The sequence below is a fragment of the Georgenia thermotolerans genome (assembly GCF_009193185.1).
Lineage (GTDB): Bacteria > Actinomycetota > Actinomycetes > Actinomycetales > Actinomycetaceae > Georgenia > Georgenia thermotolerans.
Map to the genome: position 1 here is coordinate 14,841 of NZ_VUKF01000027.1, position 16,391 is coordinate 31,231.

Consider the following 16,391-nt stretch of genomic DNA (forward strand, 5'->3'; position numbering starts at 1 on the left):
CGGCAAGAGGGCCGTCGTCCGCGAGCACCGCAGCGCCGCGACGGCCCGGCAGCGAGTCAGAGAGGGACCCCCGTGACGCCGTCGCGCCACCGAGACCTCCCCGCCAGCCGCCAGGACGGCTCGTACCCCCGGCCCCAGCTGGTCCGGGCCGGCTGGGCCGACCTGTGCGGTCCCTGGGACTTCGCCTTCGGCGCCGCGCAGGACCCCGACACCGTGCCCACGTTCAACCGCACCATCGAGGTGCCCTTCCCGCCCGAGTCACCCGCCTCCGGCATCGGCGACCGGGCCTACCACCCCGTCGTCTGGTACCGGCGCACCGTCGGCCCGCGCGAGCTCGACGACGCCGGCGAGCGGGGGCCCGGCCGCCGGGTGCTGCTCCATCTCGGCGCGGTGGACCAGGTCGCCGACGTCTGGGTGAACGGCCACCACGTCGGCCACCACGAGGGCGGACAGGCCCCCTTCACCTGCGACGTCACCGCCGCGCTCGGCCCGGGGGAGACGCACGAGCTGCTCGTGCGCGCCCAGGACGACCCGAACGACGTCTCCATGCCGCGCGGCAAGCAGGACTGGCGCGAGCGCCCGCACTCCATCTGGTACCACCGCACCACCGGGATCTGGCAGCCGGTGTGGCTCGAGACCGTGCCGGCCGCGCACGTCGAGGAGCTCGCCCTGACCCCGGACGTGCCGGCCGGCGCCGTCGACCTCGAGCTGCGGCTGTCCGCGGCGGCGGAGCCGGACCTCACGGTGCGGGTGCGCGTCGAGCACGACGGCGAGCTGCTCGCCGAGGGCTCGGCCCGGGCGCTGCGCCGCGACCTCCGGCTGCGCCTGGACCTCGCCCGCCAGCACGACGGCCAGCAGGACGCGGAGCTGCTGTGGTCCCCGGAGCATCCCACGCTGCTCGACGTGACGGTCGAGGTGCTGCGCCGCGGCCGCGCCGTCGACGTCGTGCGCAGCTACACCGGCCTGCGCTCCGTCGGCGCCACCGCCCGCCGGTTCATGCTCAACGACCGCCCGTACTTCGTCCGGTCCGTGCTCGAGCAGGGCTACTGGCCCCAGTCCCACCTCGCGGCCCCGAGCGCGGCGGCGCTGCGGCGGGAGGTCGAGCTCATCAAGGCGCTCGGGTTCAACGCCGCCCGGGTGCACCAGAAGGCCGAGGACCCCCGCTTCCTCTTCTGGGCCGACCGGCTCGGCCTGCTCGTGTGGGGCGAGACGGCCAACGCCTACGCCTTCGACGCCCGCGCCGTCACCCACCTCACCACCGAGTGGGCCGCCCTGGTGCGCCGGGACCGCTCCCACCCGTGCGTGGTCACCTGGGTGCCGCTCAACGAGAGCTGGGGCGTGCCACACGCCGCCCACGACCCCGCGCAGCGGCACTACGGCCTCGCCCTCGCCCACCTCACCCGGGCGCTCGACCCCACCCGGCCGGTGGTCTCCAACGACGGCTGGGAGCACACCGACTCGGACATCTGGACGGTCCACGACTACACGCCCGACGGCGCGACGCTGCGGGCCCGTTACGGCACGCCGGGTGCGATCGGCGAGCTGCTCGACGGGCTGGGGCCGGCCGGCCGGCGGATGCGGCTAACCACGGAGCCGGACCGGGGCCAGCCCGTCATGCTCACCGAGTTCGGCGGCGTGAGCCTCGCCCCCGCGAGCGACCCCGACGCCTGGGGGTACTCCACCGCGCGCGACGCCGCCGACCTCCGCGCCCGCCTCACCGAGATCTTCGACGCCGTCAACGCCTGCGCGCCGCTCGCCGGCTACTGCTACACCCAGCTCGCCGACACCGGTCAGGAGACCAACGGCCTGCTCACCGCGGACCGGGAACCGAAGCTGCCGCTCGGCGAGCTCCGGGCGATCATCGCCGGCGACGACGATGCCCCTGCCGGGCCGGCGGACGAGGACGCGCACCCCGGCCGCTGACACCTCTTGCCGAAAGTGCCGGCACCCCGCGTCCACTGCGCCGACACCGCCGCTCGGCCCCCCCCGGTCGTGGCTGTCGGTGGTTGCCGCTACCGTGACGCCATCACGGTCAAGGGCGACGGTGAGGAGGTGGAGCGTTGACGACGCCGTCCAGTCACGGCGCGATGTCCTGGTGCTCGGGCCCGCGCCCCGCGCCCTGCCCGCCCGTGACGGCCCGGCGGGGGTGAGAGATCGGGCATGGCGGCCTGTCGGTGTGATGGCCGGGTGGTAGAGCGTGGATCAGCGCCGAGGAGGTGGGCGGACATGATGGGTTACGGCTACGGCGCGTCGTGGGCCTGGGGGTTGCTGGGATTCTTGTTCTCGGTGCTCGTCATCGTGGCGATCGTGGTGCTGGTGCTGCTGGCGGTCCGGCTGGTGCGGTCGGGCTCACACCCCGCCCCGCCTATGTCCGGGCCGGGCATGGGGCCGCCCGGGCAGCCGGGCATGGGTGCCGCGCCGAGCCCGTACGGCCCCGGCCCGGGCCCCTACGGCCCCGCGGCGGGGGCGGGGCCTGGCATGACGCCCGCCCGACAGATCCTGGACGAGCGCTTCGCCCGCGGGGAGATCGGCGCTGACGAGTACCACGAGCTGCGCCGGCACCTGGAGGGCTGACCCGCCGCACCCGCCGCACCCGCTGCGACGGGCCAGCAGGGACCAAGGTCCCGCCACCGGGGCGACCGAATAAGTACGGTCGAACCGTGAGTAATTTGGGTCCTCGCCCCTCCCGGTCCGACCGGCGCGAGCGTCTCTCCGGACCGCGCCGCGCCGTGCTCGACCTGCTGGTGGAGCACGCCGAGCCCATGACGGTCGCGCAGGTGGCCGAGACGCTGGGGCAGCATCCGAACACCGTGCGCGAGCACCTCGAGGCGCTCGCCCGCACCGGCCTCGCCGTGCGCGACCAGCGCGCCCCGGTCGGCCGCGGCCGGCCCGCCTCGGTCTACACGTACGCGCCCGAGGCCTCCTTCTCCAGCCCGGAGTACGCCGTGCTCGCCGGCGTCATCGTCTCCTACCTCTCGCACGTGCTGCCCGACGGCGCGCTGCTGCGCCATCACGCCCGCGAGGCCGGCCGGGCCTGGGGTCGGGCCATCCTCGAGCGGGAGCAGGCCGGGCACGCGGAGCAGGCCCCCCGCGGCACGGCAGGCGCCGTCGAGCACCTGCGCCGGCTGCTCGAGCGCACCGGCTTCGAGCCCGAGGCCACGCGTGACGGCGACGTGCGCACGCTGCGGCTGTACCGCTGCCCGGTGCTCGAGCTGGCGAAGGACCGTCCCGAGCTGGTGTGTGGCGCCCACCTGGGCATGGCGCGAGAGATCCTCGCCGCCGGCGACGTCCCGTCCGACCAGGTCACCCTCGAGGCCTTCACCGAGCCTGGTGCGTGCCTGCTGCACGTCGCCGCCCGGACCGCCGCCAACGGGGCGGTCGCGGCTCGTCCCGGCGCGACGGTCGACTGCACGGCTGCGGCGGCCGGTGCTGACGGCCTCGCAGCCAGCCGGCGCGAGTGGCCTGCCCTGGAGGAGGACGGGCTGGTCGTCGGACCGCACCGCCGAGCACTCGGATGAGTGCCGTGCAGCAGCCAGCCCCATCGGCCTCGCCCGAGCCGCGGCCCGTCTCGTCCGAGCCGCGGCCGGCCGCGCCCGCGCACCGGCCGGCGCCGCCCGCCTCACCCGTGCGCACGGGCACCGCTCGCCGCACCTCCGCCGCGGGCACGCCCGGCGCCAGGCCCCTGCGCAGCCGCACCGGCTTCCGCCTGATCTTCCTCGCCCCGGGCGCCGTCGCCCTGCTTCTCGGCCTCGACGCCGCGCTCGGTCTGCTCGGCCTGCCACAGCTGCTCGGGCCGGCCCTCGACCTCACCCGCCTGCCCGACGTGCACGGCCCGCTCATGGTCCTCGGCTTCGTCGGCACCATCATCGCGCTGGAGCGGGCGGTCGCGCTCGGCCGGGCCTGGGCGTTCGCCGCGCCCGCCGCCTTCGGCGTCGGCGCCCTGGCGCTCGTGTCCGACCTGCCGCTGGCCTACGGCAAGGGCGCGCTGGTGGTCGCCGCCGTGCTGCTCCTGCTCGTCTACCGTCAGCTCTTCGCCCGCCAGCCGGCCACCGCGGTGACGATCCAGGTGCTCGGGGCCGTCATGGCGCTCGGCGCCGCGCTGCTGTGGGCCGGTGGGGTGCCGGTGCCCGACCTCACCCCCTGGCTGGCCGGGTTCCTCGTGCTCACCATCTTCGGCGAGCGCCTCGAGCTCGCCCGCCTCGAGGCGCTCTCCGGTGCCGCCTCCCGAGTCGCCCTCGGCCTCGCGCTCGCCCTGCTGGGCGCCGCGGTGGCCGCGCTGCTCGCCCCGCCGCTCGGCTTCAGCCTGGTCGGGCTGAACCTGCTCGGCATCGCCGGGTGGCTGGCCGCCAGGGACGTCGCCCGCCGCACGGTCCGGGGGACCGGCCTGCCCCGCTTCGCCGCGGCGTGCCTGCTCGCCGGGTACGCCTGGCTGGCCGTCGGAGGGGCGATCTGGGCCCTGGGCGGCGCGGTGACCGAGGGCCGCGGCTACGAGGCCGTGCTGCACGCCATCATGCTGGGCTACGTCATCTCGATGATCATGGCGCACGCCCCGGTGATCTTCCCGGCCGTGCTGCGCCGCACGCTGCCCTATCACCCGGTGATGTACGGCCCGGCCCTCCTGCTGCACGCCTCGCTGGTGCTGCGCCTGGCAGTCGGCGACGCCCGGGGCCTGGAGTGGGCGGTGCAGGCCGGCGGCGTCGGCAACATCGTCGCCCTGCTGGCGTTCGTCGCCGTGTCCGTCTGGGCGGTGCTCGCCGCGCCGCACCGGCGCGCCACGTCGCCGCGCACCACGCCGTCCACGCCGTCGGGTGCCACCTCGTCCACGCCGCCGCATGCCACCTCGTCCCCGCCGCCGCATGCCACCTCGTCCACGCCGCCGCGCGCCACCGCCACCGGAGCCTCGTCATGACCCTCCCCGTCGGCCCGGCGCCGGGCACCGCCTCCACGCGACCCGCCCGGTCGGGCCTGGACCGGCGCACCTGGCACGTGCGCGCCAACGCCGTCGTCGTGGCCTGGCTGCTGGCCGCGGCCGTCGCGGCCGTCGTGCACCGCTTCCTGCCCGAGTCCACGTGGCTGCTCACCCACCTGCTGCTGCTCGGCGCCGTGACGTCGGCGATCCTCGTGTGGTCCAGCCACTTCGCCGACACCCTGCTCGGGCGGCCGGCACCCGGCGGGCAGCGGTTCATGGTGGCCCGCCTCGCCGGCCACACCCTCGGGGCGCTCGCGATCGTCGCCGGCATGATCACCGGCCGCGACGCGGTCCTGACCGTCGGCGCCGCGCTGGTGGCGCTCGTCGCCGTCGTGCACGGGGGCGTCATCCTGCGCCAGCGGCGCGGGGCGCTCATGGCCCGGTTCGGCGCGCTGTCGCTGTTCTACGTCCTCGCCGTGGCCTTCCTCGCCACCGGCGCGGTGCTCGGCGCGCTGCTCGCCCGCACGGCCACCGACGCCGTCGTCCAGGCGCAGCTCTACCTCGCGCACGTGGCCACGATGCTGCTCGGCTTCGTCGGCCTGACGGTGCTCGGCACCCTGGTGGTGCTCTGGCCGACCATGCTGCGCACCAAGATGGTCCCCAGCGCCCCGCTGGCCGCCGGCCGGGCGCTCGGGGTGCTCGCCGGCGGGGTCGCCGTCGTCGAATCCGCCGCGCTGACAGGGGTGCGCCCGCTCGTGGCCGCCGGCGCGCTGGTCTACCTGCTCGGCGTGGCCCTGCTCGTGCGGCCCATGGTGACCATCGCCCGCGTCAAGCGGCCGATCTCCTTCGCGACCCTGTCCGCAGCCGCCGCCGTCGCCTGGTTCGCCGTGTGCGTGGCGGCCCTCGGCGTGCTCGTGGCCACCGCTCCCAGCTGGCCGGGCGCCGTCGACCGCGTGGGCGGCCTCGTCGCCCCGTTCGCCGCCGGATTCGCCGCCCAGGTGCTGCTCGGCGCGCTGAGCTACCTCGCCCCGGTCATGCTCGGCGGCGGCCCGGCGGTGGTGCGGGCGGTCAACGCGGAGATGGACCGCGCCGCCGTCGCGCGCGTGGTCACCGTCAACCTGTGCCTGGCGCTGTTCGTCCTGCCCGTGCCGTCGCTGGTGCGGGTGACGACGTCGATGCTCGGTCTGGCGGTCATGGTCGCCTTCCTCGTGCTGCTGGCCCGCGCCGGCCTCGCCCGTCGGCGTGCCGCCCGGCGCCGCGACGACGACGTCGTCACCGGCGGGCTGCGGGTGGGGCCGCCGCCGGTGCGCCGCCGCCTGGGCGGGGCCTGGGGCGTGGGGGCGGTGGCGCTCGCGGTCGTCCTCGGCGTCGCGGGCGACCCGGCCGCGGCCGGGCTGGGCGCGGCGTCGGCGTCGGCCGACGTGGCCGCGACGGGGGAGACCACCACCGTCGAGGTCTCGGTCGAGGGCATGCGGTTCACGCCGAGCACCATCGAGGTCCCGGCGGGCAACCGGCTCGTCATCGAGCTGACCAACACCGGCACCGACGTCCACGACCTCGTCCTCGAGACCGGCGCCACTTCGGGCCGGCTGAGCGTGGGGCAGCGCGCCACGGTGGACGTCGGCGTCGTCGGCCGCGACCTGGACGGCTGGTGCTCCGTCGCCGGTCACCGGCAGATGGGCATGACGCTGCGGGTGGTCGCGGTCGGGGCGCCGGCCGGCAAGACCGCCTCGGCCGGCGCGACCGGTGACCGCGCCCAGGGCGCCCCGACGACCGGCGGCCACGCCGCGATGGGACCCCCCTCACCGCCGACCGGCGCCCCGGCCGCGGACCTGCTCGACCTGCAGGCCGACCCCGGCCCGGGCTTCCGCCCCCACGACGCCGCGCTGCCGCCGGCCCCCGACGCCACCGTGCACCGGGTGACGCTGACCGTCAGCGAGGTGCAGGCCGAGGTGGCGCCCGGCGTCACCCAGGAGCGGTGGACGTTCAACGGCTCCGCGCCGGGGCCGACGCTGCGCGGCAAGGTCGGCGACGTCTTCGACGTCACCCTCGTCAACGACGGCACCATCGGGCACTCCATCGACTTCCACGCCGGCGCCCTGGCGCCGGACAGGCCCATGCGCACGATCGCGCCGGGGGAGTCGCTGACCTACCGGTTCACCGCCACGCACAGCGGCATCTGGATGTACCACTGCTCGACGATGCCCATGTCGATGCACATCGCCAACGGCATGTTCGGCGCCGTCATCATCGACCCGCCGAACCTGCCGCCGGTGGACCGCGAGTACGTCCTGGTCCAGTCCGAGCTCTACCTCGGCGCCGTGGGCGGGCCCGCGGACGCGGACAAGATCACCGCCGACACCCCCGACCTCGTGGTCTTCGACGGCTACGCCAACCAGTACGACCACGCCCGCCTCCCGGCCCGCGTCGGCGAGCGGGTGCGGGTGTGGGTGCTCGACGCCGGGCCGAACCGGGGCAGCGCCTTCCACGTCGTCGGGGCGCAGTTCGACACCCTCTACACCGAGGGCGCCTACCACCTCGGCGGCCCCGACGGCGCCGGCGGCGACCCCACCGGCGGGGCCCAGGTGCTCGCGCTGGCGGCGGCGCAGGGCGGGTTCGTCGAGCTCACCTTCCCCGAGGCCGGCAACTATCCCTTCGTCTCCCACGCCATGGTCGACGCCGAGCGCGGCGCGCACGGGTTCTTCCAGGTGAGCGAGTAGCCGGGAGCGATCGCGGGGTCAGCGATCCCGCACGCGCCCCACGATGCTGAGCAGTTCGGCGTGCTCGCGCTGCAGCCAGTCCGGGCCCCCGCTGAGCCGCGGGTCCTCGACCGGCCGGCCCGCGCGGACGTCGGCGAGGTAGCGCCGGTCGGCCGCGATCCGGCGGCGCAGCGCGGCGCGGTCGCCGGCGCTGCCGTGCCCGGGGACGACGACGTCGACCCGGCTCAGGGCCGCGGCGAACAGGTCCAGCGCCCGGTCGTAGTCGCCCAGCGGGTCCGCCGCAGCGGTGTCGGGCAGGGGGATCTCGATGTCGGAGAGCATGTCGCCGGCCACGAGGACCCCGGCGTCGGGGACGAGCAGGGCGGCGTGGCCGGGGGCATGGGCCCGGTGCTCGAGCACCTCGACGCGCGGGCCCGCCCACGGCAGCGTGGCGGCCCCCTCGGGCACCGCGGTGACCCGGCCCAGGCCCGAGACGTCCAGCCCCGGCAGGGCGGCGAGCGCCTTCTGGCGGTTCTCCGCCTGGCGCTCGCGGGCGGCGCGGGCGCCCGCGGCGGTGGCCCAGCGGGGCGCCTCGCCGAGGGCGTCGCGCCACAGCAGGTGGTCCCAGTGCGGGTGGGTGGAGAACGACGCGGTGACCCGCCGCCCGAGCGCGGCGAGCTCGGCGGCGAGCGCGTCGATCTCGGCGGGGGTGACCGCCGGATCGACCACGAGGCAGCCGCCGTCCTCGCCGAGGACCACCGTCGTCGTGGTGGTGCAGAACTCGTGGGTGGCGACGAGGACGCCGTCGGCCACGGCGGCGAGCGCGGTCATGGGTGGTCAGTGTAGGAGCGGCGAGGGCAGTCCCAGCGGGCAGGGGCCGCCCTCGCGGGTGGGGAGCCGTCGTCGGCGGGGGCAGACGTTCGGGTCAGGTGCCCGGGGGTGCGTGCCCAGGTCAGATGCCGAGGCGCGCCGCCAGTTCGGCGTGGTGCCGGGCGGTGACCTTCGGGTGGCTGCGGAACCACATCTTCAGCGCGTTGCGCCCGTAGGTGTCGTAGATCTTGTTGTGCTCCTGGACCTCGACGCCGGGGGCGGCCGCGGCGAGCTCGGCCGGCAGCTCCCACGGGTGGAACGTGGTGCCGAGGCCGGGGTTGAAGAAGTACGGCACGGAGATGCGGTCGCCGTCGCCGGGCCGGGAGACCACGCGGTGGTTGGTGGCGCGCAGGTACCCGTCCGTGGCCGCCTCGAGCATCTCGCCGATGTTGACGATGAGGGCGTCCTCGAGCGGCTCGGCCTCGATCCAGGCACCGTCCTTCTCCACCTGCAGCCCGCCCTTGCCGGGCTCGACGAACAGCAGGGTGAGGAAGCCGAAGTCCTTGTGCTCCCCGACGCCCTGGCCGTGGTCGTCGTCCGGCGCCTCGGGGTAGCGCACGATCTTCAGCCGCGCGTCCGGGGCGCGGAAGTCGTCGTCGAGCAGGTCGCCCGGCTGGCCGAGGGCCCGCAGCCAGCCGTGCAGCAGGGTGCGGGCCACGCGCTCGTTGTGGCGCACCCACTCCTCGACGATGCCGCGGAAGTCGACCGGCTCGGCGGGCCACAGGTTCGGGCCCTCGAGCACGAGCCACGGCTCCTCGGCGGTGGCCTGCCGCGGCGCGGTCTCGGGGCCGACGTCGACCTGCTCGCGCCAGTCCTGCGCGCCCTTGGTCAGCTCGTCGCCCACCCGGCTGTAGCCGCGGAAGTGCGGGCTGTTGATCTTCTCGATCGCGAGCTTCTGCTCCTCGGGCAGGGCGAAGAACCGCCGCGCCACGGCGACGAGGTCGTCGCTGAGCTCCCGGGGGATGCCGTGGCCGACGAGGTAGAAGAAGCCGAAGTCGCGGGTGGCGGCGCTGAGGCGCTCCTGGAACCCGAGGGGGTCGGTCTCGACCTCGCGCAGGTCGATGATCGGCAGGGTCCGGGTGGGGGTGGTGGTGGTCATGGCGTTCCTTCGTGTGGGGCTGTGATGGCTGGTGTGGCTGCGGGTGGGTGGCTGCTGCGGTGGCTGCGGGCCGGCGACGGCGGGGACGGGGCGGCAGGGACGGTTGCCGGTGCTCCTGCTGGGGGAGGGACGGGCGACGGCGGACGGGGCCGGCGCTGGTTGCCCGGGTACTACGCAGGAAGGGGGGCCTCCGGCGAGACTGCCTGCGGCATGCGCTGCTCGGTCGGCGCCCGACGGCTGTCAGGCGGCCCGAGGAGTCAGGGAGCGCGGTCGACGCCGGTCCCCGGGCGGTTCGGCACGGCGCTCCGAGAGCACGGGCTCGGTCGGGGCGTCCGCGGGCCGGGCCTGGTCCGGGATGTCCGGACAGCTGGCCTAGGGGCGGCGGGTGACGCGGCAGGCAGTCCTACGGTCGGCGGGGCGTCAGCCCTGACAACACCGACGCGTGGCGAGGCGGTCGAAGGGACGCACGGCGACAGTTGCCGTGTTCCGGACGCCAGATGCCTTGCGCATGGGCGAGACCGTACGCAGGGCTCGGTTGACGGGTCAAGGGTGCGGAGCCGCCATCCCGGTGGATGAGATGCCGGTCACATGGGGTCGGGAAGTTCGCGCCCGCTCAGAAGGTGGAGGCGTACGCGTTGTGCGCCGTCGGCGCAGAAGACTCAGCCCTTCACGCCTGTCGAGGCGATCCCCTGGACGAACACACGCTGTGCGACGAGGAAGACGAGGAGGGTCGGCAGCGAGGCGACGAGCGCCCCGGCGATGACGACGTTCTGGAACTCGAAGCTCATCGTGTACGACATCAGCCGGTTTAGCGTCAGGACCACCGGGTACATCGCCTCCGATCGCAGGATCGACAGCGGCCATAGGAAGTTGTTCCACGCGTAGACGAACATGAACACCGCGAGGGTGACCACGGCCGGCTTGAGCAGCGGGACGACGAACTGCCAGACGAGGCGGAACTCGCCGGCGCCGTCCATCCGGGCGGCCTCGAGGAGGTCGTCGGGGACGTCCATGATGAACTGCCGCATGAGGAAGATGCCGAAGGCGTTGGCAAGCCACGGCAGCATGACGCCGAGGTAGGTGTCCGCCAGGCCCAGGTTCGACACGAGGTAGTACAGCGGCACCAAGGTCACCACAGGCGGCAGGAACATGGTCGCGACGATTCCCCAGAAGAGCAGGTCGCGGCCGCGGAACTGGTGCTTGGCGAAGACGTAGCCGGCGAAGATGCTGGTCACCACCACAGACACGGTGCAGCCACCGGCGATGATGAAGCTGTTGAGCAGCGAACGAAAGAACGGCACCTCGGTCATCGCTGTTCGGAGCGGTTCGAGGGTGGGCTCCGCCGGGAACGCGGTGGGCGGGATCTGCACGAATTCCGCGGGTGTCTTGAATGCGGAGATCACCAGCCAGTACAGCGGCAGGAGCGGCATCAGGACGACGACGGCGAGGAGCACGTACAGGATCACCTGCGTGCCGATCTGCCGGGGGGCGCGGCGGCGTCTCGCGGGTGTGCGAGAACGTAGGGCGACGGCGGTGCTCACTTGTTCCGGCCCTTCATGAGTATTCCCAGGACGGTCCCGACGACGACGATCATCATGAAGAGGGACACCGCGAGGGCGCTGGCCTCGCCGGCCAAGCCGTACTGAAACGCCGAACGCTGGATCTCGAAGGAGACGACGTCGGTCGAGCCGGCGGGTCCGCCCTGGGTGAGCAGGTAGATCGGGTCGAAGACCTGGATCGAGTTGATGAACGTCATGAGGATGACGAAGACGAGTGAGCGCCGCAGCAGCGGAATGGTGATCCACCAGGTGCGCCGGGCGACACCGGCGCCGTCGATCTTCGCCGCTTCATAGAGCTCTTCAGGAATCTGGGTGAGCCCCGCGATCAGCAGGATGACGTAGTACCCGAGCATCTGCCACACGTTGAAGATCACCAGGGAGAGCAGGGCCCAGCTCGGGTCGCTCAGCCAGGCCGGGGAGGGGATGCCCACCGCGCCGAGCGTTGCGCTGAGCGGGCCGTACCCGGGCGCATAGATGTTGCTCCAGACGATGACGATCGCAACGGTGGGAATGACGTAGGTGGCGAAGAGGATGACGCGCACGACGTGCTTGCCCCGGACCGTGGGGAAGTAGAGAAGCAAGGAGACAAGCAGCGCCAAGGGCACCGTGATGAGGACGCTGAGCCCGACGTATACGGCCGTGTTGCCGATCGCCTGAACTCGGGCCGGGTCGCTGAGTAGGCGGCGGTAGTTGTCGAGGCCGACAAAGGTCATGTCGCCCATGGGGGTGAACATTGACCACTGATGAAAGCTGATCACCACCGTCATGACCATCGGGACAACCGTGAAGAGCCCGATGATGAGGAGGGTCGGGCTCAGGAAGAGCGCGGACCAGCCGGCCTGCACGCGGTGCCGGTGCCGGGCACGGGGCGCCGGGGGAAGGCTCCGAATGACGGAGCCTTCCCCCACCGACTGAAGCGTCGTCACTGCAGGGTCACGTCCTCGTGTGTCACTGTGCCGAGCTGAGAGCGGCGTCGACGTCCTTGTTGGCGGCCTCCATGGCGGCCTTGGCGTCGAGCTGCCCGTTGAGCAGCGCCTCGATCTGGCGCTGGAGCGCGTCAGCCGCGGCCGGGCCGCCGATCACCGTGGGGAACGGCGTGGCGGAGTCGAGCGCGTCGACGTAGGGCGTGAGGAAGTCCGATTCGAGGTCCGCCTTGTGCGCATCAATGTCGGAGCTGCGGGAGGGCAGAATGCCCATCGACACGAGGATGTCGCCCATCGCCGAGGATCCGCCCTTGCCCGAGTCGGGGCCATTGAGCCAGGTGAGAAACTCCCACGCCGCCTTCTGCTTGGCGTCGTCGGCGTTGCCGTTGACCATCGTCATCCATGAGTAGGAGATCGAGGAGGACGTGGTGCCGCTCGGGCCGACCGGGATCGGTGCGGTCGCGACGTCGCCGAACTTGTCGCCCATGGCGTCCTTGAGGGACCCCTCCCACCAGTTGGCCATGATGATCATGCCGGTCTTGCCGTTGACGAAGTTGTCCAGGTAAGGCCCGGTCGTGTTGGCGTTGGCCGTCGACATCGCCGTGTCCGTCAGGCCCTCGTCGACGAGGCGCTGGTAGAGCTCAGCGGTCTCGAGCGCCTGCGGGCTGGTCAGAGTGGCCTGGGTGCCTTCCTCGTTGAGGAACGTGCCGCCGTCGGAGGCGAGGAGCGAGAGGAAGGGGTGCACGGCGCCGGAGTTCCAGCTGGTGATGAAGCCGATGCCCTGGCGTGCCTGCCCGGTCGCCTTGATCTTCGTCGCCGCGTCGATCAGTGCGTCCCAGTCGGCCGGCGGCTCCGCCACCCCGGCGTCGGCGAAGAGCGCCTTGTTGTAGTTGAGCTGGTAGAGGTCGACCTCGTTGGGGATGCCGTGGACGGTGCCCTGCTGCGAGGCGGCGCCGACGACGTTGGCCGGCCAGTTCGCCTTGACGTCGCCGGCGACGTCGGAGGGAGCCTCTGCGGCAAGCCCGTCGCGGGCGAGCTCTGGGAGCCAGGCGTCGTAGATGCCGGCGATGGTCGGGCCGTCGGGTGAGGCGCCTTGCGTGCGCAGGGTGGAGAGCAGGTTGCCGAACGGGACGGCCTGGACATCCACGGTGATGTCCGGGTTCTCCTTGGTGAACGCGGCCGCGGCCTCGTCGAGCATGCCCACCTGCTCCGGCCCCCAGTGGGTGAGGAACGTGATCTTCTGGGCGCCGTCGCCCCCGCCGCCGCTGCTAGAGCTGCCGCCGGAGCCGCCACCTGAGGAGCAGCCGGCGAGGCCGAGCGCGAGCGCGGCCCCCAGGCTCGTGGCCGCGAGAAGTGCCTTTCTGTTCATGGTGCTCCTTCGGGGATCGGTGGGGATGGGGACGGGCGTGGGTTACGGGCCGGCGAGGGCGAACTTCTCCGTGCCGGCGCTCTTGAAGGCGGCTGCCCGCTTCTCGCCGACGAGGCAGCCCTTCACCTCCATGAGCGCCGAGTAGTAGTCGATGAAGCGGAACCCGTAGGTCTCGCCGCGGGCGAAGGCGTGCTCCTGGATGCCCTCGCGCCAGCGGGCGTAGGCCTCCTCCGGGATCGCGACAAACGTGTCGGCCTCGAAGCCGTCCATGTCCTCCCAGTTCTCCGCGTGGAGGATCTGGGGGACTGAGTGGCGCTCGGCGGCGATCTCTTCCATCGGGATCGAGGCGAGGAACGCGCCCCGCAGGGCGGCTTGAGCGGCGCGCTCGTGGTCGCGGTGCATGCTTCGGGTCCAGTGCGTGATGAGGAGGTCGGGCCTCGCCTCGCGGATCACCGCGGCGACCTGCTCGGCGACCTCCTCACCGTCGGGCAGGAAGCCGTCGGAGTAGTCGAGCGTGACCAGCTCGGCGCCGATCTTGTCTGCGAAGAACTGCGCCTCGTGCAGCTTCTGCTCTCGGTAGACGCTCGGGGCCAGCGTCGGATGCCCACGCTCGCCGTAGGTGCAGTCGACGATGACGGCACGCCCACCCTCGAGCGTCACCTTGGCCAGGGTGGGCCCCGCGGTGAGCTCCATGTCGCCGATGTGGCCGCCGACGGCGACGACGGTCTTCGCCATGAGCTGTCCTCTCTGCCCGATCAGCCGAGCGTGGCCCGCAGGATGGAAAAGGTGCGGGTCGCGCGAAACCCGGTGCGCTCGTAGAGCTTTGCGGCAGTCGAGCCCTCGTCGGCCCACAGGAACCAGGCGCTGTGCGCCCCGAGCGCGGTCATGCGCTCGAGCGTGAGGTGGAGCAGCACCTTGCCGAGACCTGTCCCGCGGCTCGCCGGCAGCACGCCGAAGGGGCCGAAACGCTCGATGACGGACTCATACGTGCCGTGCATGGCCCAGCCCAGCACCTCTCCATCCGGCGTGCGGGCGATGACGATGCGCTCGAGCGGCATGCCGCCGAGCACGCCCTCCCGGATGGCGCGGGCCCAGTCGGAGCTGAAGGCCTCGCCGGCGATCTTGATCAGCGGGACGAGGTCGTCGTTGGTCGGCGTGCCGAGGTACCAGCCCTCGGCGCGCAGCTCGGCCACCCGGGACCGGACGTCCTCGGGCATCTGGTAGCCGATGATCGAGCGGTCCATGGCGCTGGGCCGTTCCACCTCGGCGAAACCGAGGGACGTCAAGAGTCGCTGCGCGACGGGGTAGCGCGCCGCGTCGAGCCCGGGCAGGACGTAGTTGGGCGTGTAGTTGGAGAAGAACACCTCACGGGCGCCCCGCGCGCGCAGCCAGTCCAGTGCGGCTTGGACGAGCCGGCGGCCCAGGCCCGACCCACGGGCGGACGGCACGACGAAAAAGTAGGGGATCCAGCCGGTGCCGGGCTCGAGGTCGTCGCCGTGGTGGGCGACCCGGCGGCGCACGGCATAGGCGGAGCCGACGACGCGGTCAGCCTGCTCGGCGACGAACAGGCCGTCGGCGTCGAAGTTGCGATCGAGCAGCACGAGGTTGCGCAAGCGCAGCTCCGTCATTCCGTCCTGCGGGGCGGCCGTGGTCCACGCCTCGGCGACGGCCCGGGCGTCGCCAGACGTGAACGTCCGGAGCGTGACAGGTGGCGCGATCTGGGACACTCGCGTTCCTTTCCTTGGCAGACGACGTCGTCTGCCTCAGCACGACCGTAATGTCGCCCGGGCTCGCTGACAAGTTTTTTCAGTGGGAGAGTTTGTGACGGAGTTCAGTTTCATGCGCGCTAGGGCGCAGCGTGGGCCGCCGCGGCCGGCTGGCGCTCGCGGATGAGGTGTGGCGGAGGGGGCTGCCGTGAACTCCCTTGCGGGAGGGGGGTCCCGGAGTGCCGGGAGTGTGCCGCGCGAGGTCCTTTGCGACGCGGAGTCCCCCGGCGTGCGGAGGTGTCGGCGCAGGTGGAGGTTGGCGCCGGACCGCGCCCGGCGTCAGACGCCGCGGGCGCCCCGTGTCACCTCGCGGGTGCGTCGGAGCGCCTCGATCGTGTAGTCGTAGCGCCGCTGAGCGACGCCGGCGAAGATGCAGTCGACGACGGCGAGCTGAGCGATGCGGCTCACCATGGCGCCAGCCCGAAATGTCGTCTCGCGGACCTGGGTGAACACGGCGATGTCAGCGAGCCGGGCCAGGCTCGAGTCCTTGACGCCGGTGATCCCTATGGTGCGCGCGCCGTGGTCGCGGGCGAGGCGGAGGAACTCGACGGTCTCGTGCGTCTCGCCCAGGTGCGAGAAACCGATGACGACGACCCCCTCGACCGGGATTGCCGCTGCCGCCCAGGCCTCGTGCGGCTCGCTGGGCGCGAACGCGTTGCGCCCGATACGGAAGAGCTTGCCCTGGAGGTCCTCGGCGACGGACCGGCTCGCTCCGACGCCGTAGAGGAGGATGCGGTCCGCCCCGTCGAGCGCGTCGACGATCTCCTCGAGCGCCCGGTAGTCCATGCGCTCGATGGTCTCCTCGATCGCGAGGATCTCCAGGGCGGCGATCTTCTGTGCCATCGCCGGGAGCGACTCGCCCTCGGTGATGTCGGCGCCATAGCTTGCCCCGCCGAACTGTGCGGCCTCCTTGCCCAGCTCGGCGGCGAGCAGCATGCGCAGCTGTGTGTACCCGCTCAGGCCGATCGCCCGGCAGAAGCGCACGACCGATGCCACCGAGGTATCGCAGGCGGTCGCGAGGTCGTTGATCGTGCTGTCGAGGACCATCGCCGGGTTCTCCCGGATCGCCGAGCCCACGCGGCCGAGTGAGGGGGACAGTGACCCCAGTGCCGCCTCGATCGTCGCCTGGACGCTCACCGGCGCCTCCTCGTAAGTGCTTGCGGCTTCCTCTGGCATGTGCTGAAAATAGGTTACACG

The 16,391-nt window shown here is 73.0% G+C and carries 13 protein-coding genes; 5 read left to right on the forward strand and 8 right to left on the reverse strand.

The genetic code is table 11. From position 1 onward, the window contains the following. Positions 1 to 72 precede the first annotated feature (72 nt). From GD970_RS13270 to GD970_RS13290, 5 genes are all read left to right on the forward strand, one after another. The gene (locus GD970_RS13270) at positions 73 to 1,923 is read left to right on the forward strand and encodes a glycoside hydrolase family 2 protein (protein WP_226925339.1); all 1,851 of its coding nucleotides are present in this window, start codon (positions 73 to 75) and stop codon (positions 1,921 to 1,923) included. 303 nt (positions 1,924 to 2,226) lie between these two features. Further along, the gene (locus tag GD970_RS13275) at positions 2,227 to 2,574 is read left to right on the forward strand and encodes an SHOCT domain-containing protein (protein WP_211489716.1); all 348 of its coding nucleotides are present in this window, start codon (positions 2,227 to 2,229) and stop codon (positions 2,572 to 2,574) included. An 86-nt stretch (positions 2,575 to 2,660) separates the two neighbouring features. After that, positions 2,661 to 3,518: a helix-turn-helix transcriptional regulator gene (locus GD970_RS13280; RefSeq protein WP_152203385.1), complete on the forward strand. Its 858-nt coding sequence runs from the start codon at positions 2,661 to 2,663 to the stop codon at positions 3,516 to 3,518. A 107-nt stretch (positions 3,519 to 3,625) separates the two neighbouring features. Continuing rightward, complete coding sequence (locus tag GD970_RS13285) at positions 3,626 to 4,909, forward strand: hypothetical protein (protein WP_211489717.1); 1,284 nt, start codon at positions 3,626 to 3,628, stop codon at positions 4,907 to 4,909. Continuing rightward, a complete protein-coding gene (locus GD970_RS13290; RefSeq protein ID WP_211489718.1) occupies positions 4,906 to 7,629 on the forward strand; it encodes a multicopper oxidase domain-containing protein in 2,724 nt (907 codons plus the stop codon). Before GD970_RS13285 ends, GD970_RS13290 begins: the two co-directional genes overlap by 4 nt. A gap of 18 nt (positions 7,630 to 7,647) precedes the next feature. Here the strand turns inward: GD970_RS13290 and GD970_RS13295 are convergent, their stop codons facing one another. From GD970_RS13295 to GD970_RS13330, 8 genes are all read right to left on the reverse strand, one after another. After that, positions 7,648 to 8,439 carry an MBL fold metallo-hydrolase gene (locus GD970_RS13295; protein WP_152203386.1) on the reverse strand — a complete coding sequence of 264 codons (792 nt, stop codon included), beginning with the start codon at positions 8,437 to 8,439 and terminating at the stop codon, positions 7,648 to 7,650. Positions 8,440 to 8,560: 121 nt separating this feature from the next. Next, positions 8,561 to 9,577, reverse strand: coding sequence for an isopenicillin N synthase family dioxygenase (locus tag GD970_RS13300; RefSeq protein WP_152203387.1), 1,017 nt, complete (start codon positions 9,575 to 9,577; stop codon positions 8,561 to 8,563). Positions 9,578 to 10,236: 659 nt separating this feature from the next. Continuing rightward, on the reverse strand, positions 10,237 to 11,043 hold the full coding sequence (locus GD970_RS13305) for a carbohydrate ABC transporter permease (RefSeq protein ID WP_211489719.1): 807 nt from the start codon (positions 11,041 to 11,043) through the stop codon (positions 10,237 to 10,239). A 71-nt stretch (positions 11,044 to 11,114) separates the two neighbouring features. Further along, positions 11,115 to 11,981, reverse strand: coding sequence for a carbohydrate ABC transporter permease (locus tag GD970_RS13310; RefSeq protein WP_152203388.1), 867 nt, complete (start codon positions 11,979 to 11,981; stop codon positions 11,115 to 11,117). Between the two features lie 103 nt (positions 11,982 to 12,084). Next, positions 12,085 to 13,428, reverse strand: coding sequence for an extracellular solute-binding protein (locus GD970_RS13315; RefSeq protein ID WP_152203389.1), 1,344 nt, complete (start codon positions 13,426 to 13,428; stop codon positions 12,085 to 12,087). Between the two features lie 42 nt (positions 13,429 to 13,470). Then, positions 13,471 to 14,163 (reverse strand): PIG-L deacetylase family protein, encoded by a 693-nt coding sequence (locus GD970_RS13320; RefSeq protein WP_152203390.1) that lies wholly within the window; start codon positions 14,161 to 14,163, stop codon positions 13,471 to 13,473. Positions 14,164 to 14,183: 20 nt separating this feature from the next. Next, a complete protein-coding gene (locus GD970_RS13325) occupies positions 14,184 to 15,155 on the reverse strand; it encodes a GNAT family N-acetyltransferase (RefSeq protein WP_211489720.1) in 972 nt (323 codons plus the stop codon). A 318-nt stretch (positions 15,156 to 15,473) separates the two neighbouring features. Next, entirely contained in the window at positions 15,474 to 16,331 is an 858-nt protein-coding gene (locus GD970_RS13330) for a MurR/RpiR family transcriptional regulator (protein WP_152203391.1), read from the reverse strand. Positions 16,332 to 16,391: the final 60 nt, after the last annotated feature.